Origin of the sequence: Paraburkholderia tropica, assembly GCF_900109265.1 — a bacterium.
Classification (GTDB): Bacteria; Pseudomonadota; Gammaproteobacteria; order Burkholderiales; family Burkholderiaceae; genus Paraburkholderia; species Paraburkholderia tropica.
The window spans coordinates 210,884-235,245 of record NZ_FNZM01000004.1 but is presented as its reverse complement, the minus strand read 5'-3'; the positions used below and the strand labels follow the sequence as shown (position 1 = coordinate 235,245).

Sequence of the window (24,362 nt, the reverse complement as noted above, 5' to 3'; positions counted from 1 at the left end):
GTGAAAGCAGATTGAAATCATGGGCGGGCGCGAGCCGCGCGGCAAGAGCGCGATGATACCGGCACGCGGCGCGCACTGGAGTCGAAGGCACGAAACACGGGACAATGGCGGTTTCGCTTTTCCGTTCACGCCAGCATGCACAACGACTCCGCCGCCGACAAGACCGACGCCGCCCCCGAACTGCCGGGCCGCGCCAGCTACACGCAGTTCGCCGACCGCTACGCGCAAATGGCGCCCGAAAAGCCGCACAACGCGCTCTACGAGCGCCCGGCGACCGAAGCGCTGCTCGGCGACGTGGCGGGCCTCGCGGTGCTCGACGCGGGGTGCGGCCCCGGTATCGTCAGCGCCGAACTCGCGGGCAAGGGCGCGCGCGTGCAGGCTTTCGACGTCACGCCGGCGATGGTCGAACTCGCCCGCGTGCGTTGCGCGGACATGGCGGTCGAGGTCGCGCAAGGCGATCTCGGCCAGCCGCTCCACTGGCTCGCAGACGCGCAGTTCGACCGCATCGTCTGCTCGCTCGCACTCGACTATGTCGAGCATCTCGCGGACACCTTCGCGGAGTTTCATCGCGTGGCGCGGCCCGGCGCGCAACTGGTGTTCTCGATGGCGCACCCGATGCGCGACTGGATCGACACGCGCACGCGCGGCGGCCGCACGTACTTCGAGACCACGCGCTTCGGCCTGCACTGGGGCGGCTTCGGCGAACCGAAGCCGTATGTGGAGGCGTATCGCCGCCCGCTCGCCGATATCGTCAACGCGTTGATCGACACGGGCTGGAGCATCGATCGCGTCAGCGAGCCGAAGCCTTTGCCCGAGATGAAGGCCGTCGCGCCCGCGCTCTACGCGGAGTTGATGATCGCGCCCGCGTTTATCTGCGTGCGGGCGCGTCGCGTGTGATTTGACGCGCCGCGAAGCGCGGCGAACGTCCGTTAGTGCAGCGGGCGATCAGCGCCGCGCGCTCGCCGCCGACAGCGACTCTTCGAGCGCGGCCACCCCCGCGGGCAGATCGACGTTCGCGCCCAGATCGCGCATCGTGCGGCCGAGCGCATGCACGGTGCGGAACAGATGGTGCTCGCGGCATTGCTCGCCCATCTGTCCGATACGAATGATTGGAAGTCCGAACGATCCAGCGATTTCCACCTGATACTGCTGCGAGATGTGATTGCACACGTCGCGCGGCGTGATGCCGTTGGGCAACTCGATGCCGACCACGGAATTCAGGCGGCAAAGCTCGGGCGTGTACAGCGCGAGGCCGAGCGCCGCCACGCCGCTTTGCAGCGCGAGCGAGCAGCGCTGATGGCGCGCGAAGCGCTTTTCCAGCGTTTCCGTGCAGACGAGCCGCAGCGCTTCGTGCAGCGCGAGCACGCCCGACACCGGCGCGGTGTAGTGATAGCCCGCCTTGTGCCAGAAGTTTTCGGCGAGCACGGCGTCGAGACACCAGTGCGTGTTCGGCGCGGTGCGCGTGCGCACGCGTTCCCAGGCGGCGTCGGAGAACGCGATCAGCGAGACGCCCGGAATCGACGAGAGACCTTTCTGGCCGCCCGTAATCACCGTGTCGATGCCCCAGGCGTCCATTTCCAGCGGCATGGTGCTCAGCGTGCAGACGGCGTCCACCACCACGAGCGCGCCCGCTGCCTTGGCGATCTGCACGATGTCCTTGAGCTGGCGGTTCCAGACCGTGTTCGAGGTTTCGCCGTGCACGATGGTGACGATGGCCGGGCGCGTGCGTTCGATGGCCTGCGCGACGGCTTCGAGCGACGCGATCTCGCGGTCGGGCACGTCGAGCGTGGTGACGTCGGCGCCGATGCGGCGCGCCATCTCCGCCATGCGGCCGCTGAAGAAGCCGTTGACGATGGAGAGCACGCGCGTGCCGGGCCAGGCGAGGTTGCAGATCGCCATTTCCATGGCCGCCGAGCCGGGGCCGGCCACGCCGAGCACCCAGTTCGAACGCGTCTGGAACACGTAGCGCGCCATGGTTTTCACCTGGTCGATGACGCGCGCCATGGTGTCGCCGAGGTGATTGATGACGACCGAGTTGGCCTTCGCGACGGCGTCCGGAATCGGCACCGGGCCCGCGCCCATCATGAGCAGCGGCTCGTCGGGCAGGATGTCGGTGAGCGGATCGACGCCGGGGCACGGGACCGGCAACGCGGCGGCGGCCGCCGCTGCCGCCCGTTGCAGGGTGAGGGAGTCGGTGGGTCGCGTGTTGTCGGTCATGATGATTCCTTTTCGGACAGTGGAGAAATGCGCGCGCTCGGGCGGCAAGGGAAACGTACAGTGTTCTCCGGCTCGCCGCGCAATACCATGTACAGTTGTGCGCTTTTCGCCTGAACAGTCGGGATGCGGCGCTGCGACGCGCGGCGCGGGGTTCTATAATCGGCTGCGCGGCGCGGCTTTGCAACGATGCTTCGAACGACGTTTCAAACGACGTTTCAAACGCGGCGCCCGCATTCATCGACAACACCGAGGGGACAGCACGCATGACGCAATTCGCCGTCGACAATCCGTTTCTCGAAACGCTCGGCGTGAGCGTCGCGGCCTGGCGCGAAGGCTACGCCGAACTGCTGATGCCGATCGACGCATCGAAGCTCAATCGCCAGGGCGTGCTGCAAGGCGGCGCGATCGCCACGCTGCTCGACGCCGCCGCGGGCTATGCGGGCCTGTTCGCCGAACTGGACGCGCCCAAGCGGCACGGCTTCACGCTCTCGCTCACCACCAATTATCTCGACAAGGGTCTGGGCCAGTTCGTCCGCGCGAAGGGTTTTCTCGAACGCGGCGGCCGTTCGATTTTCTTCGCGCGCGCGGAAGCCTGGGTGGACGACACGCTGCTGATCGCGAGCGCGCAAGGCACGTTCAAGTACGCGAAATCGGCTTGATTGCCGGGATTGCTGGTTGATTCGGGATCCGAATTAATCGGTCAGGCGTAAAAAAGCCCGCTTCCGGAGGGAAGCGGGCTTTTTATCTTGCCGATGGCGTTGAGTCGCGTCGGAAAATCAGCCCAGCAGCAAAGCGTCGTCGTCGAGTTGCTCGTGGCGATTCTGCTCGAACATGCGCAGCAGGTCGGGCACGTCGAGGCCGCGGCGCTGCTCGCCGGACACGTCGAGCACCACCTGGCCCTGATGCAGCATCACGGTGCGCTGACCGTAATCGAGCGCCTGGCGCATGCTGTGCGTGACCATCATCGTCGTGAGTTTCGCTTCTTCGACGATGCGCGCCGTGAGTTCGAGCACGAACGCGGCGGTCTTCGGATCGAGCGCGGCCGTGTGCTCGTCGAGCAGCAGAATGCGCGACGGTTGCAGCGACGCCATCAGCAGACTCACGGCCTGGCGCTGGCCGCCCGAGAGCAGCCCGATGCGGTCGGTCAGACGATTTTCCAGGCCCAGATTCAGCAGCCGCAGCTTGTCGCGAAACAGCTCGCGATCCTGTTTTTTCAGTGCCGAACCGAAGCCGCGCCGCTTGCCGCGCGCCATCGCGAGCGCCATGTTCTCCTCGATCGTGAGCGCCTCGCAGGTGCCCGCCATCGGGTCCTGAAACACGCGTGCGACCAGATGCGCGCGGTCCCAGGCCTGCTTCTTCGTGACGTCCTGGCCGTCGATCGTGATCGTGCCTTCGTCGACCATCTGGTCGCCGCTGATCGCGTTGAGGAAGGTCGATTTGCCTGCGCCGTTCGAGCCGATCACAGCCACGAACTGGCCGGTCGGAATCTCGAGCGTGAGCCCGCGCAGCGCGCGCGTCTCGATCGGCGTGCCGGGATTGAAAGTGAGTCGAAGGTCTTGTGCGCTGAGCATGGCTTAGCCTCTCCCGTTCTTGCGGCCAAACAGCTTCTTGCGCGTCGCGGGCAGCACGAGCGCGATCGTCACGAGCACGGCGGTCACGAGATTCAGATCCTGCGCCTTGAGGCCGATGAAGTCGCTGTTGAGCGCGAGCGCAATGAAGAAGCGATAGAGAATCGCGCCGAGCACGGCGGCGAGCGTCGTGAGCACGAGACGGCGCGCAGGCAGAATGCTTTCACCGATGATCACCGCCGCGAGGCCGATCACGATGGTGCCGATGCCCATCGAAATATCCGAGCCGCCCTGGGTCTGCGCGAACAGCGAACCGGCGAGTGCGACGAGCGCGTTCGACAGCGCCATGCCCGCGAGCGTGGCGCGGCCGGTGGCGATGCCCTGCGCGCGCGCCATGCGCGGATTCGCGCCGGTCGCGCGCAACGCGAGACCGTATTCGGACGAGAAGAACCAGTCCACGCCGAACTTCGCCACGCACACGACGACGAGCAGCGCGAGCGGGCGCAGCACGTAGTCGGGCAGCCACGCGGGCTGGATCATCGTGAAGACGGTGGCTTCGGAAATGAGCGGCACGTTGGGCGCGCCCATCACGCGCAGATTGATCGAGTAGAGCGCGATCATCATCAGGATGCTGGCGAGCAAATCCATGATTTTCAGGCGTACGTTGAGCCAACCCGTGACGAAACCGGCGGCGGCGCCCGCGAGCATCGCGCAGACGGTGGCGAGAAACGGATCGTGGCCGCTGGCGATCAGCGTTGCCGCGACGGCGCCGCCGAGCGGAAAGCTGCCGTCGACGGTCAGGTCGGGGAAGTTGAGGATGCGAAACGAGATCAGCACCCCGAGGGCGACGAGACTGAAGATCAGGCCGATCTCCAGCGCGCCCAGCAGCGAATAGAGGGACATGGGGAATCCTGTTGCGGTCTCCGGCGCGTCGATTGTGGCGACGTCGCCGGATCGGTCGCCGCAGCGGCGTGCGGCCCGGGTGAGGCCGCACGCCGGCGCGTGCGAGGGTGCCCTGGCGGGCCTTGCGGAATCGACGGCGGGCGGCCGTTTCCGATGGGAAACGCGGCGCGCGCTACCTGCTCGGCTGTCGATCCTTCATGCGCGCGCGGGCCTTACTTCACGACCGAAGTCGCGTCCTTGAGCAGATCGGCCGACAGCGTCACGCCTTGCTTCTGCGCGGCGGCCGGATTCACGAACAGTTGCAGCTTGTTGCTGGTTTCCGAAGCGATCGAACCGGGCTTTTCGCCCTTCAGTATGCGCACGACGACCTTGCCGGTCTGATGGCCGAGGTCGCTGTAGTCGATGCCGAGCGCCGCGATCGCGCCGCGCTTCACGCTGTCCGTGTCGGACGCGACGAGCGGGATCTTCGCGTCGTTGGCGACTTTCACGAGCGCTTCGTAGGCCGAGACGACGTTGTTGTCGGTGTTCGTATAGATCACGTCGACCTTGCCGATCAGGCTCTTGGCGGCCGAGCCGATGTCCACGGTGCGCGGCGCGGCGGCTTCCTTGAGCGTCATGCCTTGCTGCGCGAGCAGTGCCTTCAGTTCCTTCACGACCACGACCGAGTTTGCTTCGCCGGGGTTGTAGACCATGCCCACCGTCTTCGCGTTCGGCACGACGCGCTTGATCAGCGCGACCTGCTTGTCGAGCGGCAGCTTGTCGGACACGCCGGTCACGTTGGTGCCGCTCGCCGTCCACGTCTTGACGAGCTGCGCGGCGACCGGATCGGTCACGCCCGAATAGACCACGGGCACCGACTTCGTTGCGGCCACCACGGCCTGCGCCGACGGCGTCGCGATGGCGACGATCGCGCTCGGGTTATCGCCGACGAACTTGCGCGCGATCTGCGCGGCGGTGCCGGTGTTGCCCTGCGCGCTCTGGTATTCCCACTTGAGGTTCTTGCCGGCGTCGTAGCCGGCGGCCTTCAGCTCGTCGCGCACGCCGTCGCGGATCGCGTCGAGCGCCGGATGTTCGACGATCGAGAGCACTTCGACGGTGGCGGTCTCGGCTGCGTGCGCGGCGCCGCAGGCGAGCGAGAGCGCGGCGGCGCTGGCGATCAGGGTAAGGGTGGCGGCGCGGGCGGCCAGTTTGACGGTCTTCATTCTCTTTGATCTCCCCCGAATGTTCGGTTCTGGACGGGTGTGGGCCGCTGTGTGCGGCTTCGCCGCAGCGCGGCGCGCGGCGCCCGTGGTGCCCCGGAAGTTGGCCCGCAAAGGTGCCCCGGTCATGCCCGCACGCCGTGCGCCGCGTTGGTGCATAAGACCGGCGGCGAGGCAGCGAGCATACACCGGAGTTCGCGCGTCTGGAACGACGCTGCGGCGCAGTGGTGCGGTAATGCGACGGTATGTCCGCTGATTTTCATCAACGTCGTTGGCCCATTTTTTAGAAAAATACGTAGGCGCCCGAAAATTTTCCTGGTTTCCAAATGGAAATATCCGCAGCGTGTGTGTGCGGCGATTTTCTCGGAGTCTCCATCCGACTCCGCGAGTCGATTGAAATGTTTGTGTAAGTTTTGTGAATCGAATCAACGACTTGGCGCGTTCTGCATTTAGGGTTTTCCTGTATGCGCATGTGCGAATTGTATTGATATTGCTTGATGTGAATGACGTAAGTTTCCGATCGGATAAATAGTTTCGATTCGGAAATCACGGCGGTTTCCGAAAGGAAAAAACCGCGCCATTTATTTCGGATCGGAAAATGAAATCCGTCGTGCCACGCCAGCCGGGCCTCAGCGCGTGAACGGCCGATGTCGCGTCGCGGCCACCGGTCATTTTCCAAATGTTTTCAAGCGGTTCCTAATGATTTTCGTCAATTGACTCAAGTCAATACCCCTGTAGGTATCGGAAAAAACCCTTGCTTGCGAGTGGGAGGGTTTATTGATAGCATCCGCGGGTCGCTGATTGAGCCCGGACCACCTTCCCGGCGCGAAATGCAGTGAACGGGGCAGGCGGATCGCTTGCGCAACAGAGACACGTATCCACGTGATCTCTCCGAACTCAACCGCAACAAAGCGGGTGATATATGCCGGGCCCCGTTGCGTCTTTCTTTTCTGGCCCGTCGTTGTCGTTCTCCAATGCTCGCCATTGGGGTGCTGTTCGTTTGCGCAGGTCAATCCGTCTGACCGGTTGACCCGAAAACAATCGAGGAGCTCCTGATGACGTTGTCCCGCCTCACCGCAGTTTCCCTGGCTGCCGCGCTGCTCGCCTTTGGTGCATCCGCGCAAGCCGATACCGTGAAGATCGCCATTGCCGGTCCGTTCAGCGGCCCGGTCGCCCAGTACGGCGACATGGTCAAGGCGGGTGCCCTGACCGCGATCGAACAGATCAATGCCGCTGGCGGCGTGAACGGCAACAAGCTCGAAGCCGTCCTGATGGACGACGCCTGCGAGCCGAAGCAAGCCGTCGCCGTCGCGAACAAGATCGTCTCGCAGCACATCCAGTACGTGGTCGGCCACGTCTGCTCGGGCTCGACGATCCCCGCTTCCGACATCTACGAGAACGAAGGCGTCGTGATGGTCACGCCGTCGGCGACCGCGCCGCAGCTGACCGAAGGCAAGAAGCGCCAGTTCATCTTCCGCACCATCGGCCGCGACGACCAGCAAGGTCCGGCAGCCGCTGCGTACATCATCAACAAGGTCAAGCCGAAGAAGGTCGCGATCCTGCACGACAAGCAGTCGTACGGTCAGGGCATCGCGACGTCGGTGAAGGCCGCGCTCGACAAGGCGCACATTCCGGTCGTCGTGTTCGAAGGCATCAATGCCGGTGATTCGGACTACTCGGCAGTCGTCACGAAGCTCAAGTCGCAGGGCGTGGACTTCGTCTACTTCGGCGGCTACCACCCGGAAATGGGCCTGCTCATGCGCCAGTCGCGTGAACAGGGCGTGAAGGCGACGTTCATGGGTCCGGAAGGCGTGGGCAACAAGGACGTGACGGCGATCGCCGGCCCGGCTTCGGAAGGCATGCTCGTGACGCTGCCGGCCGACTTCGCCGCCGACCCGGCCAACGCGAAGCTCGTGAAGGCCTTCGCCGACGGCAAGCGCGACGCGAACGGTCCGTTCCAGATGCCGGCCTACGCAGCGGTCGAAGTGATCGCCGACGGCATCAAGGGCGCGAAGAGCACGGACCCGACCAAGGTCGCGGCCTACCTGCACGCCAACGCGTTCAACACGCCGATCGGCAAGGTGGAATACGACAAGCAGGGCGACCTGAAGTCGTTCCGTTTCGTCGTCTACACGTGGCACAAGGACGCCACGAAGACCGCCGCGAACTGATTCTCGCCGCGCATCGCAACGCCCCGTTCGCCGTCGCGGCGGGCGGGGCGTTTTCCAACGATGCGCAACAGCGGACGGATCGTCACGGTTTCAAGAGTTTCTCCAAGGTCTCTCATCGGCTTCATGGCCGCGGGGCTTACGCATGAATGATTTTCTTCCTCAGTTCACCCAGCAGCTCGTCAACGGGCTCACGCTGGGTGCGATCTATGCGCTGATCGCCATCGGCTACACGATGGTCTACGGCATCATCGGCATGATCAACTTCGCTCACGGCGAGATCTACATGATCGGCGCCTATGTGGGCCTCGTCACGCTCACGGCCATCGGCACCTCGGCGGGTTATCCGCTGCCGTTCGTGCTGGGCGCGGCGCTCATCGTCTCGGTGCTGGTCACCGGGCTCTACGGTTTCGCGGTCGAGCGCGTGGCGTATCGGCCGTTGCGCGGCGGGCCGCGTCTCGTGCCGCTGATCTCCGCGATCGGCATGTCGATCTTCCTGCAGAACTACGTGCAGATCGGGCAGGGCGCGCGCGACGTGTCGGTGCCGGAACTCATTTCCGGCGCGCTCGATTTCAACATGGGCGGCAACTTCGAAGTGACGATCCCGTACGCGCGCATGCTGATCGTCGGCGTGACGCTCGTGCTGATGATCGCGCTCACGCTGTTCATCTCGCGTTCGCGCATGGGTCGCGCGTGCCGCGCCTGCGCGGAAGACATGAAGATGGCCAACCTGCTCGGCATCGACACGAACCGCGTGATCTCGTTCACGTTCGTGCTCGGCGCGATGCTCGCGGCGGTGGGCGGCGTGCTGATCGGTCTGACGATCGGCAAGCTCAATCCGTATATCGGGTTCATCGCGGGCATCAAGGCGTTCACGGCGGCGGTGCTCGGCGGTATCGGCAGCATTCCGGGCGCGATGCTCGGCGGCGTGCTGCTCGGTCTCGCGGAAACCTTCGCGGCGGGCTACATGCCGTCGGAGTACAAGGACGTGGTGGCTTTCGGCCTGCTCGTGCTCGTGCTGCTGTTCCGTCCCACCGGTTTGCTCGGCAAGCCGGACGTCGAAAAAGTGTGAGGTCGATATGAGCCAATCTGTTCCGGTTCGCGCGGCCGACACTCGCGCGCACGGCCAGTCGTCGGCGCAGACGGTGAAGGGCGCGTTCGCCGCCGCCGTCGCGACCATCATCCTGACCGCGCCGATTCTCGGCCTGCAACTGACGCTCGACGGCTATCAGGTCGTGCTGCAGCAACACTGGCGTCCGGTGTGGATCGCCGCCGCCGTGGTGTTCGTGTTCCAGCTCGTCAAGCCGCTGTTCCAGCGCGCGACGAGCGGCCTGAAGCTGCCCTCGGCGCCCGCGCTCGGCGCGCGTCAGCAGCGCGTGGCGATCTGGGTGCTGCTCGCGTTCGGCGCGCTGTTCCCGTTCATGGGCTCGCGCGGCTCGATCGACGTCGCGACGCTCGCGCTCATCTACGTGATCCTCGGCCTCGGCCTGAATATCGTGGTGGGTTTCGCGGGTCTGCTCGACCTCGGTTACGTGGGCTTTTACGCGGTGGGCGGCTATACGTACGCGCTGCTCAACCAGTACTTCGGCTTCACGTTCTGGGAATGCCTGCCGCTCGCGGCGCTGGCCTCGGCCACGTTCGGTTTCGTGCTGGGCTTTCCGGTGCTGCGTCTGCGCGGCGACTATCTCGCGATCGTCACGCTCGGTTTCGGCGAAATCATCCGCCTGCTGCTCAATAACCTCACGAGCATCACGGGCGGCCCGGACGGCATCTCGGGGATTCCGAAGCCCACCGTGTTCGGTTTCGAACTCGCGCGCCACGCGAGCGTCGATGGCGCGAAGACCTTCAACGATCTGATCGGTATCGAGTACAGCGGCGAGCACATGGTGATCTTCCTGTACCTGCTCGCGCTGGTGCTGGTCGCGTTCACGCTGTTCGTCACGAGCCGCCTGCTGCGCATGCCGATGGGCCGCGCCTGGGAAGCGCTGCGCGAAGATGAAATCGCGTGCCGCTCGCTCGGTCTGAATCCCACGCGCATCAAGCTCTCGGCGTTCACGCTGGGTGCGTCGTTCGCGGGTCTCGCGGGCGCGTTCTTCGCGGCGCGCCAGGGCCTCGTCACACCCGAGTCGTTCACCTTCATCGAGTCGGCGCTGATTCTCGCCGTGGTCGTGCTGGGCGGAATGGGCTCGCAGCTCGGCGTGGTGCTCGCGGCGATCCTGCTGACGGCGCTGCCGGAAGTGGCGCGCGGCTTCGCCGAATATCGCATGCTGATTTTCGGTCTGGTGATGGTGCTGATGATGATGTGGCGTCCGCAGGGTCTGTTGCCTGCCAGCCGTCCGCATGTGGAGTTGCCGCAATGAGCGCACAAAACCTGTTGAAAGTAGCGGGCTTGCAGATGCGCTTCGGCGGTCTGCTGGCCGTCGACGGCATCGACTTCGATGTGCGTCCGAACGAAGTGTTCGCCATCATCGGGCCGAACGGCGCGGGCAAGACCACGGTGTTCAACTGCGTGGGCGGCTTCTACAAGCCCACCGCGGGCGACATCGTGCTCGACGGCCATGCGATCACGGGCCAGCCGAGCCACATGGTGGCGCGCCGCGGCCTCGTGCGCACGTTCCAGAACATTCGCCTCTTCAAGCAGTTGACGGTGCTCGAAAACCTGATGGTCGCGCAGCACCTGAAGGTCAACCGCAACATGCTGAGCGGCCTGTTCGCCACGCCCGGCTATCGTCGCGCCGAACGCGCCGCGCTCGAACGCGCCGCGTACTGGCTCGATCGCGTGGGCCTGAAAAACGTGGCCAATCGCGAAGCGGGCACGCTCTCGTACGGTCATCAGCGACGCCTCGAAATCGCGCGCTGCATGATTACCGATCCGCGTCTGCTGATGCTCGATGAACCGGCTGCCGGTCTCAATCCGCAGGAAAAGATCGAGCTGCAGCAGATGGTCGACGGCTTGCGCAATGAGTTCGGAATCTCCGTACTCCTGATCGAACACGACATGAGCCTCGTGATGGGCGTGTCGGATCGCATTCTGGTGATGGAGCACGGCAAACCGATCATGATCGGCAAACCCGATGAAGTGCGCAACGACCCGCGCGTGATCAAGGCGTATCTCGGAGAGGACTGATGCTGAAGCTGGAACAGGTCCATACCCACTATGGCGCGGTGGAAGCGCTGGCGGGCGTGTCGATCGAAGTGAACAAGGGCGAGATCGTCACGCTGATCGGCAGCAACGGCGCCGGCAAGACCACGCTGATGATGACCGTGTGCGGCACGCCGCGCGCCTCGTCGGGCCGCGTGACGTTCGAAGGCGAGGACATCACGCGTCTGCCCACGCATGAAATCATGCGCAAGGGCATGGCGATTTCGCCGGAAGGCCGTCGCGTGTTTCCGAGCCTCACGGTGCTCGAAAACCTGCAAATGGGCGGTTTTTTCGCCTCGCAGCACGAGATCGAAGCGGGCATCGAGCACGTCTTCAAGCTGTTTCCGCGCCTGAATCAGCGTGCGAAGCAGCGTGCGGGCACGATGTCGGGCGGCGAGCAGCAGATGCTCGCGATCGGCCGCGCGCTGATGAGCAAGCCGCGTCTGCTGCTGCTCGACGAACCCACGCTCGGCCTCGCGCCGCTCGTGATCGCGCAGATCTTCGACATCATCCGCGCGATTCGCGAGGAAGGCGTGACGGTGTTCCTCGTCGAGCAGAACGCGAACAAGGCGCTGCATGTGGCCGATCGCGGCTACGTGCTCGAAACGGGCCGCGTCGTGCTGGCGGACAGCGCCGACAACCTGCTCGCCAACGACGATATCAAGCGCGCTTATCTGGGCGGTTGATCACGCGGATTCGAGTCGATTTCGCCGTATCACGGCCCGCGCAATGTGCTGCTTTCGAGCGGCGATTGCGCGGGCCGGTTTCATTTTTACGCCGCTTTTTTTAGGGTCGATCGCGCTATTCAATCGCCGCGCGTCAGCGCGATCTGTTCGAGCAGACGCATGAGATCGCCCTGACGGCGCGTGGCCGTTTTCGCAAAGACGTGATGCAGATGCGTGCGCACGGTCGACGGCATGATCTGCAAGGTCGCGGCGATGTCACGCGGCTCATGACCTTTGCCGACTTCGCCTGCCACGCGCGCCTCGGCGGGCGTGAGTCCGAACAGGGCGATCAGACGCTGCTCCACGCCGCGCCGCGCGGCCTGCGGATCGGTTATCACCAGCATGGCCGTGCCGCGCCGCGAGACGGCCGTGGCGCCCTCGATGACGCGATGCGTACCCAGCGGCGCGACCAGCACCTGCAGCGGCGCGTCGTGCGCCGCGCGTTCAATCAGCATCGCGCCGCCCGCGCGTGTGCCCGACTCGCTGGACGACGCGCGCGCGATCATCGCGCGCAAGCGCTGCGTGGCATCGAGCGTCGGCGCGCATAGCCCCTGGCGTTCTTCGCGCAGGCCGCGCGCCTGCGCGAGCAGCGCGCTCGCCGCACGGTTGGCGAATACCACGTGCGCGTCGCGGTCGGCGATCAGCACGCATTGGGCAAGGCTGTCGAGCGCATCGAAGGCGTCGAGCGCCGCGAGCGGATCGGCTGGCGGGTGTGACGTGCTCTGCAGGCTCTGCGTCACGCGACGTTGCACGCGGACGGCGTTGCGCAGATGCGGCAGCAGCGCGCGCAGTACGTCGAGTTCATCGTCGGCGTAGAAACGCGGCGTATGACGCAGCGCGCCGAGCACGGCCGTCACGCCGTCCTCGCGCATCACGCTGGCGAACGCGACCGTGTGAATGCGCTGCGGGCGTACCCAGTCCTGCACGAATTCGCTGCTGGCATGCGCGGTTTGCGGACGGATCATCGTGTCCGTCACGAGCGTGCCCGCCGGCCAGCGGCGCACCTGCGGCACGAGCGGATCGAGCGCGCCGTAATGCTGCGCGTAACGGCGGGCAAAGCCGCTTTCGATACCGTTCCAGTCGGCGAGCGGCAGCGCCTCGTCCGGTGCGAGCACGCTCAGGTTCACGTACGTCGCGCCGATACGCCGGGCGAGGCGCGCAAGCAGGGCCGGCCAGCGGCGCGCGTCGAGCCCCGCGTCGTAGATCGCGTCGATCAGGCTGCCGAGCGAATCGGCGGCGTCGTCTGCCGGCATGGCGTGCTCCGGGCGCGCGGCGAGGCCGCTGCGCCCAACGCAATCCAGAGCGTGATAAGGATGTGGCGGCGCGGAAAAAAATGCCTCAACGCAACGCGCCAGCTTCGTTAGCAAACGGCGTACATAATGAATGCGCCGCAGCATGCTAAACGCATCGTCTATTGATAGACGATTGATCTTGCGAATAGCTTTCGAAATGATGCGTTTCTCTTTCTTGTATCGACATGCATTTCGAATACTGGACAACGGCCGCGCGCTCACGATAATTGAGCCTCCGGCGCGCGCAAGCGCGTCAGAAAAACATGCAGCCAGTCACACCGGAGAGTCGTTGGATGTCTGAAGAGTATGAAGTGCATGGACCGCACGATCACGCGGTCGAGCATGCGGCCGCCGGTCATGGGCACGGCGGCCACGAAAGCCACGGCGACGGCGGCCGCGATCCGTTCCCGAGCCGCATGGCGGTCATGACCGCAATTCTCGCCTCGATCGGCGCGATTCTCGCGTATCAGAGCGGCAACAGCGAAAACCTCGCGCTCTATTACAAGAACGAAGCGGCGATTCACAAAACCGAAGCGGCGAATCAATGGGCGTATTACCAGGCGAAGGGCGAAAAGCAGAATCTCGCTGAACTCGGCGCGTCGCTGTCCGCGCTCGCGCCGAATGCGGGCGATGCGCAGCGTCGTTTCGCCGCTGACGCGGATCGTTATCGTCAGCAAAAGGAACCGATTCGCGCGAAAGCCGAAGCGCTGGAAAAGCAGGTCGAAGAAGACGATGTGCGCAGCGAAAAACTCCTGCACGGCCATCATCGCTGGGCGCAGGCCACCACGCTGATTCAGATTTCCATCGCGTTGACGGCGATTACGCTGCTCACGCGCAGCAAATGGCTGCTGCGCGGCTCGCTCGGCGTGGGCGCGGTGGGCGTGGTGCTCGGCGCGCTGGCGTTCTTTTCAGGCTGATTGAATTGAGCTCAATGCCAAAACGCGCGCGAGCCGCGCGGTTTGGCCCGGCCGTTTCGCGTGCATTCCTTTCACGCAAGAAAGATTGTTATTCAACCGCCGCACACGATGGCAGTGAGCAGTAGCGGCACGACCGAATGCACGGTGGCGTCGCTATCGGCTTCGCGTAGTCGCGTGCGTACCGATTCCGCCGGCGCCGACACTACGACGCCATAGAGCGGCGCAGGGATTTCCTTTCCGGCGCCGCGGCGGAATAAATCATCGTCCTGCGCATAACCGATCACGACATAAACCGGAAAGCCGAACGCGCTCAAACGGCTGCCGTGCACGGGTCGGAACGCATTCACCGAATTGGCTTCCACGCGGCTGGGCTGCGCTTCGATCGACTTTTCTTCAATCAGCGATGCAATAAATGCGTGGGGATTCGACTTGCAGTCGAAATGCTCGTCCTGCGGCTGCGCTTTGACGGAAAGCGGAACCAGCAGTGCGGCCAGCCCCGCGCACAAGGCGCAGACGAAGGCGAACCACGACAGCAAAGGGGCGAGGCGGGCGAGGCGCGGATTCATGGCATGAGCTCAGGACGCTTGAAAACCGTACAACTCATTCGACACCCAAACCGGGCCGGTGTTCAAGCGTTTCAAACCGTCGCGGCATACTAATTGCGCACTTCTGCGCCGCGCCGCACATTCTTGCAAAGAAGGTCCTGCGGCGCAGGCGGCCGCGTTCGTGCGTGCACATGAGCGCGGCCGTCCGGCGTACGAGCGTCGATCAGAGCATCGACTTGGCCTGACTCAGGATCTTGTCGCAAACCTGCTTCGTGGCGGCGTCCTTGAGGCCGCCGCCGGACAGGTCGAGCTTCTGACCGCTGCCTGTCGTGAGAATGCCGTTGCTGCCCTGCTGATAGCCGCTATCGCTGGTGGATGCGCCGCCGGGCAGTTTGCTGAGCAGCGAGTCTTTGACGTTGCTCGCGGCGTCGGCATTCAGGTAATTGTTCTTGATGCAGTATTGCAGCACACCCGTGACGTTGCCGAGACTGCCCGAGGTGACCGACGATCCCGAGAGGGAACTGCCGAGGCCGCCGAGGTTGCCGAGCGCGCCCGAAGTCGAACCGCTGTTGCCGCCCTGGTTGAGCAGATTGCCGAGCTGCGCCTGGGCGGCGCTCCACGGCGCGAGCAGCGCGGCGACGGCCACGCCGGCGGGTATCAGCAGTCGATGCAGTCGAAGCGGCCGGTGCGAGCCGGCGTTGCGCGGTGCTGATGTTTGCATACCCAGTTCTCCATGATGTTCGTGGCCTTCGTACTATAGACGGATTCGTTTCGCGGCTTTTCGAGCGTGGCCGCATGATTCCGGCGCGTCGAATTGCTTCCGGATTGCATCCGGATGCATGTCACCGCGTTCGCATCAGGGTGATGGGTGCCGTGTTTCAATCTGTGCGGCATGATGTGCGCAGGTGCAACCCATCAAGCGCGGCGGTTTCATCGCCATGTCATTTGTTGCGAGCACAACATCGAAAAGAGAAAAGCGGGTGATGATGCAATTCGATTCGATTTAATTCGAATTCATTGAATTCGATTCAATTCGAATTAATGCATTGGCACACGAAGCGAGTCGTGAAAGAATCCGGTCGACGGGGCTGCCACGCGATGCGCGGATGAGGCGCTAAATTGCGTGCGATGGCAGAAAAACAGGGCGTTTTTAGCGAGCGGTAAGGCTGCAATTTGCCGCACAAAGCGATACTTTGTTTCTAACCGTAACACTTATTACGGGCCTCCTCATCGGCTGGTTTCAGGTGGTATGCTTCCTGCACAAATTCTCCCTTGCACGAGTGAGACCACGTTCTTTGCGTCAATACCGTGAACACGCGCACTGCCTTCGTGCAGTCGGTGACGCAAACGGACATGACATATAAACATATGGTGCAACCGAGCACGTCAACGCGAACAGCAAAGATTCGCGAGCGACGTCTCAGTCACTGCAGCCCCGGTCCGGCTGCGTGGAGAAAAGCATGAATTTCGATGAACTGAGCGACGACGAGTGGATGTTGGTGTCCTCGCTCGTATCCGATGAACCGCCTATTCGGCTCAACCGGCGCGGCCGCCCCCGCGCCGAGCCGCGTGTGGTCGCCAACGCCGTACTGTGGATTCTCACGACAGGTGAGTCCTGGTCGCGGCTGCCCGCGCGTTATCCGTCCGGACCGACATGCCGCCGCCGTTTCGAGGAATGGCACGTGACCGGCACGCTGGGCGAACTGGTCGCACTGCTTGCGCAGCGCGGGCGTAACTTCGTCTATGTGCCCGAGCCCGTGCCGGCCCAGCCGGTCGTGCAGGAGGCCCAGGCCGTTCAGGCCGTGGCCGTTGCGGTCGAGGAAGCTGTCGAGGACGACGGCCTGCCGGCCGTCTACTGGAAGAGCCCCGAGGCCTGGCAGGCGCCGGCTTCGATCGCCGAGACGCCGCTGGCCAATCCGATCGAGTGCATGACGCGCCAGCTCGCGCGTCTGGACGAAGCGATCACGAGTGCGCAGACGCACGCCACAACACGCAGCCAGCAGGCGCGTGCGGCGCAGCCTGCGCCAACGCGTCCGCGCGTGCCTGGCGCGGGCCTCGTGCCGCCCCAGGCAGACTCGAGCGCCACGGCCACGCGCGTGAGCATGCCGCTCGCGCAGAGCGCCGTTCGGACAGCTAACCAGGCCGCCATGCCCGTCGAAGCCCGCTTCGAAGAGGGTCTCGACGTCGACGCCGGTCCGCTCTGGACCAACGCCATCGTCGAAGCCACGCAGATCGTGGAATGGGACGGCTACGCCATGCACCTGAGCGTGGAAACGTCGCGCAACAATATGTACCGCGCGGCCGTGGAAATCCTCAAGGATGGCAAGCGTCTCGAACGTTCGGGGTTGATCGGGCCGCCGTTCGAAGACGCCGATAGCGCGCGCAATTTCGCATTCGACTGGGCCCGTCAATGGGTCGAGCGCGAAGGCGAAATCGAACCGGAGGCGGCCACGTCCGCGGCTGAACCGGGCAGCAGCGTCGCATCGGAAGCGGCTAGCGAAGCGGGCGCGCAAACCACGGCGCTGAGCACGACGCGAAGCACGAATGGCGTGATCACGCGCAGCGCGGCCGGCAGTGTGCGGCTGGCGCCCATGCAGCGTTTCACCGCGAGCACGCCCTTGCGTGCGAGCGTCGATCCCTGCGATTCCAGCGCCGAGCGCCGCGTGCACGTCTCGCGTTACCGCACGCATCTGGGCTAGTACCGTGTCAGACAGGCGCCGGCGCGCGTTCGACCGCGCGCCAGCCGCCACCGCGGAGCGATCCGCGCGTTCGCCTGGCTTCATTGCTGTAATCGCCGCTGCAATCGACGCTGCTATCAACTCAGTCATCGACGCCGCAATGGAATGCGTCGCGCGTGTCGTAGCACACTGCGTTGCGTACATGTCTCGCATCACCGTCTTTGGCAAAACGCCGTAGCAGCACGACCGTTCGTGATTCCGTTCGTTGGGCTGCTACAGCGTTTCGTCGTGTCTCCGCCATGGCAGGGCGTTCGGTTGTTGCCGACGCCCCGTCCTCGTTGCTGCCGCTGTTGCTTCTGTCACTTCTGTTGCTGCTGTCGCTATCCTGACCGCATGCCGCATGGCCGGTGCTTCAGCAGCACCGGCCATGCATGAGCATCACTGGCGTCCGTACACGTCTTCGAGACGCACGATGTCGTCTTCGCCGAGGTAGGAGCCCGACTGCACCTCGATGATTTCGAGCGGCATCTTGCCCGGATTCTCAAGTCGATGCGATACGCCGAGCGGAATGTACGCCGATTCGTTCTCCGAAACGATGAAGCGTTCCTCGCCGCGCGTGACGAGCGCCGTGCCGCGCACGACGACCCAATGTTCGGCGCGATGATGGTGCATCTGCAGTGACAGACGCGCGCCCGGCTCGACGACGATGCGCTTCACCTGGAAGCGTTCGCCGCTGTCGACGCTGTCGTAATGACCCCACGGACGATGCACGAGGCGGTGCGCCACGGCTTCGCTGCGGCGTTGCGTCTTCAGGCGCTGGACGATCTTCTTCACGTCCTGCGCGCGCGAACGGTCGGCCACGAGCACAGCGTCGGCGGTTTCGATCACCACCAGATTCTCGGTGCCCAGACACGCGATCAGGCGGCCGTCCGAATGCGCGAACGTGTCGTTGGCGCCTTCGAACATCACTTCGCCTTGCGCCACGTTGCCCGCGTCGTCCTTGTCGGAGACTTGCCAGACGGTGTCCCACGAACCGAGATCGGTCCAGCCCGCCGTGAGCGGCACGACCACGCCGCTCGCCACGCTCGGATCGCCCGAGAGCGGCTCCATCACCGCGTAGTCGATCGAATTCGCCGGCGAACGCTCGAAGGCTTCGCGGTCCACGCGGAAGAAGTCGCCATCGGACTTGCCGTGCTCGACGGCCGCCGTGCACGCTTCGTGAATCGCGGGGTGGAAGTGGCGAATGGCCTTGAGCCACGTGCTCGCGCGCACGATGAAGATGCCGCTGTTCCACCAATAGCGTTGCGACGAGACGTACTGCTGCGCCAGTTCGAAATAGGGCTTTTCGACGAAGCCGTTCAGGCGTCGCGCGCCTTGCTCTTCGCCGTTCGCGACCGGCTCGCCCACGTGAATGTAGCCGTAGCCCGTTTCGGGGCGCGTGGGCACGATGCCCATCGTCACGATCTGGCCGCTGGCCGCGTGGCGCACGCCGTCGGCGACCGCGGCCTGGAACGCATCGAGGTCGGCTAGCGCATGGTCGGCGGGCATCACGACGAGAATGCCGTCCTGCTGCTCGGCCACCACGGACAGCGCCGCGATGGTGAGCGCCGGCGCGGTGTCGCGCGCGAGCGGTTCGAGAATCAGCTTCGCTTCCTTGCCGGCCGCGCGCACCTGCTCGGCGGTCGTGAAGCGATGCTCCTCGTTGCACACGATCATCAACTTGTCGGCGAGCGTGACGCGCTCAGCGAGCGCATCGAGGCGGCTCGCGGTATTCGCGAGCAGCGACTGTTCGCCGACGAGGTTGATCATCTGCTTCGGGTACTGCTCGCGCGACAGCGGCCACAACCGCGAACCCGAGCCGCCCGCAAGCACCACGGGGCAGACTTGCAGCGCACTGCGTACCGCATTCTGCGGTTGATCCGCTCGCACCGTTGCCGTTGCGGAACCCGTATCCGTCATCTCGATCTCCTGAAAGGGGTTTCGGTTCTGCGATTTGTAGCATGCTTAAAATCAACAGAAATCACGCCGTAAAGAAGAAAATTAAAAATATTCGGATTAAATTAAAAGTCGGCTATTCGTCATAAATCGCTGCGCACAAAAATTCGAATAAAAAGAGGCGATATGCGCGTTGCACAGAAAAATAAATCGACGCAAAAGACGCGCGGAGCGGCAAATTTTGCCGCGAATTCGACCCCTCAACGGCCCGTCCGGCGTGGCTATCCGGCAATCGTTGCCGAAAAAATGCGCCAAAAATCCTATCGTTAGCAACGAAACATTTGGAGATACTTTTGTACCTTGCGCGCGGAATTTTTATCGCGCTTTATTAGGGTTTATTCGGATCCGTTTCATCGACGCCGGGGTAATCTGGCGTGAAATTCCCTGATTCCCGTCGTGCAGCCCGCAGTGCGCTATGGCGCAGAACGCGTGGCTGTCGTTTATTTTTTTCAACCCGAGGTGCCGGACATGCTGAGCGTTCTAGCGAGAATCATCGACGTTGCCGCCATCGCCGCAGGCGCGCTGCTGGCGGCTGCCTTGCACCACGGAAGGCTTGCGCCGCTGTCTGACCCGGAGAGCGTGGCGCTGGCGTTCAACTGCGTGCTGGCGATCTGGATGTTCCCCGCCTTCGGCATCTACCAGTCGTGGCGCGGCAAGTCGCTCTACGTGCTGTTCGCGCGTGTGTGCGCCGCGTGGGTCGCGGTGGAGTGCACGGGCATTCTGCTGAGCTTCAGCGTCCACCGTGCCGATTCGCTCTCGCGCATCTGGCTCGCATACTGGGTGGTCGCGTCGGTGGCGTTCCTGATCGTCTCGAAGGCGCTCGTGCATATGGTGCTGCGCGGTCTGCGCCGCGAAGGCTACAACCACAAGGCGGTGGCCGTGGTGGGCAGCCCGCGGTATGCGCGCTTTCTCGTCGAGCAGATGAAGAGCCGTCCCGAGGCGGGCTTTCATCCGGCGCTGGTGTTCGATGAGGACAGCGACGCGGACGGCGAAGCGTTCCTCGACGGCGTGCCGGTCGCGCGCGACCTGCAGTCGGTGATCGAGTTCGTACGCGAACACGACGTGCGCGAAATGTGGCTCGCGCTGCCCATCACCAAGGAGCGCACGATTCATCGCATCACGATGGCCTTGCGCAACGACTTCGTGAACATCCGCTTCATTCCGGACGTGCGCAGTCTCTCGTTCTTCAGCCAGCCGGTGGTCGATCTGCTCGGCGTGCCGGCGATCAATCTCGCGGCCTCGCCGGTCACGGATCTGCGCGTGATGCCCAAGCGCGTGTTCGACTTCCTGTTCGCGGGCTGCGTGCTGATCGCGCTCGCGCCGCTGTTCGCGGTGGTCGGCCTCGCGGTGAAGCTGACTTCGCGCGGTCCGGTGTTCTTCAAGCAGCGCCGCAAGGGGCTCGACGGCAACGAGTTCGAGATCTACAAGTTCCGCTCGATGAAGGTGCATGCGGAAGTCGCGGGCCAGGTCACGCAGGCGCGCCGCGGCGATCCGCGCGTGACGCGCGTGGGCGCCTTCCTGCGTCGCACGAGCCTCGACGAACTGCCGCAATTCATCAACGTGCTCAAGGGCGAGATGTCGGTGGTCGGTCCGCGTCCGCACGCACTCGCGCACGACGACATCTACAAGGACCTCGTGCGCGGCTACATGGCGCGCTATCGCATCAAGCCGGGCATCACGGGCTGGGCGCAGGTCAACGGCTATCGCGGCGAAACCGACCGCGTGGAAAAAATGCGCGACCGCGTGCGCTTCGACCTGCATTACATGCAGCACTGGAGCTTCGCGCTCGATCTGCGCATCGTCGCCATGACCATGTGGAAAGGCTTCGCAGGACAGAACGCATATTGACGCGCGGCGGGCGCGCGGCGTGCTCATGACGCCGCGGCTCTCGCGAACACCAACAGGCAATTACATTTGAGGTGGGCATGAATCTGACGATCATTGGCAGCGGTTATGTGGGTCTCGTGACGGGCGCGTGTCTCGCCGACATCGGCAACGACGTGTTCTGTCTCGACGTGGACCAGCGCAAGATCGACCTGCTCAATCAGGGCGTCGTGCCGATTCACGAGCCGGGCCTTCAGGAAATCATCGAGCGCAATCGTCGCGCGCGCCGTCTGACGTTTTCGACCGATGTCGAAGCGGCTGTCGCGCACGGCGACGTGCAGTTCATCGCCGTCGGCACGCCGCCCGACGAAGACGGCTCTGCGGATCTGCAATATGTGCTGCAGGCGGCGCGCAACATCGGCCGCTCGATGACGGGCTTCAAGGTGATCGTCGACAAGTCGACGGTGCCGGTCGGCACCGCGGCGCTGGTGCGCGACGCGATCGCGTCCGAGCTGCGCAAGCGTGGCGAAAACCACATGTTCTCGGTGGTCTCGAACCCCGAGTTCCTGAAGGAAGGCGCGGCCGTGGAAGACTTCGCGCGCCCCGACCGCATCGTGCTGGGCTGCGACGAAGACGTGCCCGGCGAACGCGCGCGCGAACTCATGAAGCGCCTGTACGCGCCGTTCAACCGCAATCACGAACGCACGCTCTACATGGACGTGCATTCGGCGGAGTTCACGAAGTACGCGGCCAACGCCATGCTCGCCACGCGCATCTCGTTCATGAACGAACTGGCGAATCTCGCCGATCGCGTGGGCGCGGACATCGAAGCGGTGCGTCGCGGCATCGGTTCCGATCCGCGTATCGGTTACGACTTCCTGTACGCGGGCTGCGGTTACGGCGGCTCGTGCTTCCCGAAGGACGTCAAGGCGCTGATGCGCACCGCTGAAGATTTCGGCGAGCCGCTGCAGATCCTGCGCGCGGTCGAGAACGTCAACGAAGGGCAGAAACAGGTGCTCGCGCAGAAGATCGTCACGCGCTTCGGCTCCGATCTCACGGGCCGCACGTTCGGTCTCTGGGGCCTCGCTTTCAAGCCGAACACCGACGACATGCGCGAAGCGCCGAGCCGCACGCTGATCGCCGAATTGCTCGCGCGCGGCGCGCGCGTGGTCGCGTACGACCCGGTCGCGATCAAGGAAGCGCAGCGCGTGATCGAACTCGACTTCGCGAAGACGCCCGAGCAGCTCGAACGCCTGAGCTATGCGCAGGATGCGATGGAAGCCGCCAACGGCGCGGACGCGCTGGTGGTCGCGACCGAATGGAAGGTCTTCAAGGCGCCCGATTTCGAAACGCTGAAGTCGCAGCTGAAAACGCCGATCGTGTTCGACGGCCGCAATCTGTACGACCCGCCCGCGCTGCAGGAACTCGGTTTCGAGTATCACGCGGTGGGTCGCGCGAGTGCCACGCAGGCAAGCCGCGCGCGTGCCGAAGCCGTCACGCAGACGCGTGTCACGGCCTGATCGCCGGCACGCGCACAAGCAGCAACAAGGAGCCATACGGCCATGTTCAACGACGTATTGATCGTCTGCCACGCGAACGTCTGCCGCTCACCGGCGGCGGAGCAGCTGTTTCGCGCGGGCCTTCGCGAGCACGCGAAAGCGCATGCAGGCGCGTTTCACTCGGCTGGCCTGCGGGCGCTCGACGGCGAGGACATGGATCCGGTGATGCAGCGACTGCTCGCGGAGCGCGGCGTGGATGTGGGCGAACACCGCTCGCGCCGCCTCACGAGCCAGCTCGTGCGCGCCGCCGATCTCGTGCTCGTCACGGAGCGCCGCCAGGTGGCGGCCGTGGAGCGCATCGAGCCGACCGCGCGCGGGAAGGTGTTCGCGCTGGGCAATTGGGAGAACTCGGACGTTTCCGATCCGCACGGCCTCGACGAAGCCGCGTATCGCGAGAGTCTCGAATTGATGGATCGTCTGGTTAAGGGGTGGCTAAGCCGAATATGCCAATGAAGAAACTCAATCTGATGACCGTGCTGGCGTTGAGCGCCTTCGTTTCCGCGTGCGCGACCGCACCGGGCAATTATCTCGACACGTCGAGCCTGAAAGAGCAGCCGAACAATCAGCCGCAACAGCAGTACGACGTGCATCTGATCACCTCGCAGCTCGTCCTGCAGCAGGCCCAGGCCGCCGCGGGCGTGCAGGTCGATCTGCCGCCCGCGAAGTACGCCAATGCCGCCGATTACACGTATCACATCGCGCCGCAGGACATTCTCGGCGTGACGGTCTACGACCACCCGGAAATCTCGACGCCGCAAGGCTCGACGTTCTCGCAGGGCGGCAACACCACGCAGACCGTGGGGCAGACGCTCACGCAGCCGTACACCAACGCGCTGTCCGGCGAGTCCGATCCGTACGGTCAGACCGTGGCGAAGGACGGCACGATCTACTTCCCGTTCGTCGGCCGCGTGATGGCGGCGGGCAAGACGCCGGGCCAGTTGCGCGATCGCCTCGCGTCGGGTCTCGGTCCGTATATCAAGAATCCGCAGGTGGACGTGCGCGTGCTCGCCTACCGCAGCCAGAAAATCCAGGTGACCGGCGACGTGAAGACGCCGGGCCCGCTCGCCATGAGCGACGTGCCGCTGTCGCTCGTCGACGCGATCACGCGCTCGGGCGGCACCACCGACAACGCCGACATCAACCGCGTGCGCCTCACGCGCAACGGCAAGCTCTATGTGCTCGACGCGAACCGCATGCTCGATTCGGGCGACGCGACGCAGAACGTGATGCTCCAGGACGGTGACATCATCAACGTGCCGGACCGTTCGGACAGCCGCATATTCGTGATGGGCGAAGTGAAGACGCCGATCCAGACCGGCATGATTCGCGGCAAGCTGACGATCGCCGACGCGCTCACGTCCGCCGGCGGCATTCTCGACACCGACGCGAATCCGCGCCAGATCTTCGTGATGCGCGGCATGAAGGACAACCCGACGCAGCCCGAGATCTATCGTCTCGACATGACGAAGCCGGACGCGATCATGCTGTCGTCGCAATTCCAGCTCAAGCCGATGGATGTCGTGTACGTCGGTACGGCGGCCTCGACGACCTTCAACCGCTTGCTGCAGCAGGTCCTGCCAACGGTCCAGACGGTCTTCTACCTGAAGCAGATCACGCGCTAAGGGCGTGA

At 64.3% G+C, this 24,362-nt stretch carries 21 protein-coding genes; 13 read left to right on the top strand and 8 right to left on the bottom strand.

The features are described 5' to 3' along the window. Nucleotides 1-135: 135 nt before the first annotated feature. Nucleotides 136-897 carry a class I SAM-dependent methyltransferase gene (locus BMY06_RS07715; RefSeq protein ID WP_065065396.1) on the top strand — a complete coding sequence of 254 codons (762 nt, stop codon included), beginning with the start codon at nt 136-138 and terminating at the stop codon, nt 895-897. A gap of 48 nt (nt 898-945) precedes the next feature. On the opposite strand, the gene BMY06_RS07710 is transcribed toward BMY06_RS07715, so the two are convergent. Further along, on the bottom strand, nt 946-2,085 hold the full coding sequence (locus tag BMY06_RS07710) for a pyridoxal-phosphate-dependent aminotransferase family protein (RefSeq protein WP_244144366.1): 1,140 nt from the start codon (nt 2,083-2,085) through the stop codon (nt 946-948). Between the two features lie 395 nt (nt 2,086-2,480). Between BMY06_RS07710 and BMY06_RS07705 the strand changes: the two genes are divergently transcribed. Next, a complete protein-coding gene (locus BMY06_RS07705; protein ID WP_065065395.1) occupies nt 2,481-2,876 on the top strand; it encodes a PaaI family thioesterase in 396 nt (131 codons plus the stop codon). 117 nt (nt 2,877-2,993) lie between these two features. Here BMY06_RS07705 and BMY06_RS07700 read toward each other — a convergent pair whose 3' ends face one another. The 3 genes from BMY06_RS07700 to BMY06_RS07690 all read right to left on the bottom strand — a co-directional run bounded on the left by BMY06_RS07700 (nt 2,994) and on the right by BMY06_RS07690 (nt 5,890). After that, nucleotides 2,994-3,788, bottom strand: a complete 795-nt coding sequence (locus tag BMY06_RS07700; RefSeq protein ID WP_065065394.1) for an ABC transporter ATP-binding protein — start codon at nt 3,786-3,788, stop codon at nt 2,994-2,996. 3 nt (nt 3,789-3,791) lie between these two features. Next, complete coding sequence (locus tag BMY06_RS07695) at nt 3,792-4,688, bottom strand: ABC transporter permease (RefSeq protein ID WP_065065393.1); 897 nt, start codon at nt 4,686-4,688, stop codon at nt 3,792-3,794. A 212-nt stretch (nt 4,689-4,900) separates the two neighbouring features. Next, a complete protein-coding gene (locus BMY06_RS07690) occupies nt 4,901-5,890 on the bottom strand; it encodes an ABC transporter substrate-binding protein (RefSeq protein ID WP_065065392.1) in 990 nt (329 codons plus the stop codon). A gap of 1,052 nt (nt 5,891-6,942) precedes the next feature. Between BMY06_RS07690 and BMY06_RS07685 the strand changes: the two genes are divergently transcribed. From BMY06_RS07685 to BMY06_RS07665, 5 genes are all read left to right on the top strand, one after another. Then, nucleotides 6,943-8,058, top strand: coding sequence for a branched-chain amino acid ABC transporter substrate-binding protein (locus BMY06_RS07685; RefSeq protein WP_074982437.1), 1,116 nt, complete (start codon nt 6,943-6,945; stop codon nt 8,056-8,058). 142 nt (nt 8,059-8,200) lie between these two features. After that, nucleotides 8,201-9,127 carry a high-affinity branched-chain amino acid ABC transporter permease LivH gene (gene livH, locus BMY06_RS07680; RefSeq protein WP_074982435.1) on the top strand — a complete coding sequence of 309 codons (927 nt, stop codon included), beginning with the start codon at nt 8,201-8,203 and terminating at the stop codon, nt 9,125-9,127. A 7-nt stretch (nt 9,128-9,134) separates the two neighbouring features. Further along, nucleotides 9,135-10,415 (top strand): high-affinity branched-chain amino acid ABC transporter permease LivM, encoded by a 1,281-nt coding sequence (locus BMY06_RS07675; RefSeq protein ID WP_074982433.1) that lies wholly within the window; start codon nt 9,135-9,137, stop codon nt 10,413-10,415. Then, a complete protein-coding gene (livG, locus tag BMY06_RS07670) occupies nt 10,412-11,182 on the top strand; it encodes a high-affinity branched-chain amino acid ABC transporter ATP-binding protein LivG (RefSeq protein ID WP_065065388.1) in 771 nt (256 codons plus the stop codon). The genes BMY06_RS07675 and livG overlap by 4 nt, the downstream gene beginning before the upstream one ends. After that, nucleotides 11,182-11,883, top strand: a complete 702-nt coding sequence (locus tag BMY06_RS07665) for an ABC transporter ATP-binding protein (RefSeq protein ID WP_065065387.1) — start codon at nt 11,182-11,184, stop codon at nt 11,881-11,883. Before livG ends, BMY06_RS07665 begins: the two co-directional genes overlap by 1 nt. 119 nt (nt 11,884-12,002) lie before the next feature. Here the strand turns inward: BMY06_RS07665 and BMY06_RS07660 are convergent, their stop codons facing one another. Next, nucleotides 12,003-13,175 (bottom strand): helix-turn-helix transcriptional regulator, encoded by a 1,173-nt coding sequence (locus BMY06_RS07660; protein ID WP_074982431.1) that lies wholly within the window; start codon nt 13,173-13,175, stop codon nt 12,003-12,005. A 332-nt stretch (nt 13,176-13,507) separates the two neighbouring features. Between BMY06_RS07660 and BMY06_RS07655 the strand changes: the two genes are divergently transcribed. Beyond that, on the top strand, nt 13,508-14,131 hold the full coding sequence (locus tag BMY06_RS07655) for a DUF4337 domain-containing protein (protein ID WP_074982430.1): 624 nt from the start codon (nt 13,508-13,510) through the stop codon (nt 14,129-14,131). A 92-nt stretch (nt 14,132-14,223) separates the two neighbouring features. Here the strand turns inward: BMY06_RS07655 and BMY06_RS07650 are convergent, their stop codons facing one another. Continuing rightward, on the bottom strand, nt 14,224-14,697 hold the full coding sequence (locus BMY06_RS07650; protein ID WP_110326852.1) for a hypothetical protein: 474 nt from the start codon (nt 14,695-14,697) through the stop codon (nt 14,224-14,226). 202 nt (nt 14,698-14,899) lie between these two features. Next, nucleotides 14,900-15,397 carry a DUF2501 domain-containing protein gene (locus BMY06_RS07645; protein ID WP_074982428.1) on the bottom strand — a complete coding sequence of 166 codons (498 nt, stop codon included), beginning with the start codon at nt 15,395-15,397 and terminating at the stop codon, nt 14,900-14,902. A 739-nt stretch (nt 15,398-16,136) separates the two neighbouring features. On the opposite strand from BMY06_RS07645, the gene BMY06_RS07640 reads away from it, so the two are divergent. After that, complete coding sequence (locus BMY06_RS07640) at nt 16,137-17,375, top strand: transposase (protein ID WP_074982426.1); 1,239 nt, start codon at nt 16,137-16,139, stop codon at nt 17,373-17,375. A gap of 417 nt (nt 17,376-17,792) precedes the next feature. Here BMY06_RS07640 and BMY06_RS07635 read toward each other — a convergent pair whose 3' ends face one another. Then, nucleotides 17,793-19,313: a mannose-1-phosphate guanylyltransferase/mannose-6-phosphate isomerase gene (locus BMY06_RS07635; RefSeq protein WP_065065382.1), complete on the bottom strand. Its 1,521-nt coding sequence runs from the start codon at nt 19,311-19,313 to the stop codon at nt 17,793-17,795. A 504-nt stretch (nt 19,314-19,817) separates the two neighbouring features. Here BMY06_RS07635 and BMY06_RS07630 point away from each other — a divergent pair. The 4 genes from BMY06_RS07630 (at nt 19,818) to BMY06_RS07615 (ending at nt 24,354) form a co-directional block, all read left to right on the top strand. After that, nucleotides 19,818-21,197 carry an undecaprenyl-phosphate glucose phosphotransferase gene (locus tag BMY06_RS07630; protein ID WP_065065477.1) on the top strand — a complete coding sequence of 460 codons (1,380 nt, stop codon included), beginning with the start codon at nt 19,818-19,820 and terminating at the stop codon, nt 21,195-21,197. Nucleotides 21,198-21,274: 77 nt separating this feature from the next. Next, nucleotides 21,275-22,693 (top strand): UDP-glucose dehydrogenase family protein, encoded by a 1,419-nt coding sequence (locus tag BMY06_RS07625; protein WP_074982425.1) that lies wholly within the window; start codon nt 21,275-21,277, stop codon nt 22,691-22,693. Between the two features lie 42 nt (nt 22,694-22,735). Next, on the top strand, nt 22,736-23,185 hold the full coding sequence (locus BMY06_RS07620) for an arsenate reductase/protein-tyrosine-phosphatase family protein (RefSeq protein ID WP_065065380.1): 450 nt from the start codon (nt 22,736-22,738) through the stop codon (nt 23,183-23,185). Further along, nucleotides 23,182-24,354 carry a polysaccharide biosynthesis/export family protein gene (locus BMY06_RS07615; protein WP_065065379.1) on the top strand — a complete coding sequence of 391 codons (1,173 nt, stop codon included), beginning with the start codon at nt 23,182-23,184 and terminating at the stop codon, nt 24,352-24,354. Before BMY06_RS07620 ends, BMY06_RS07615 begins: the two co-directional genes overlap by 4 nt. Nucleotides 24,355-24,362: the final 8 nt, after the last annotated feature.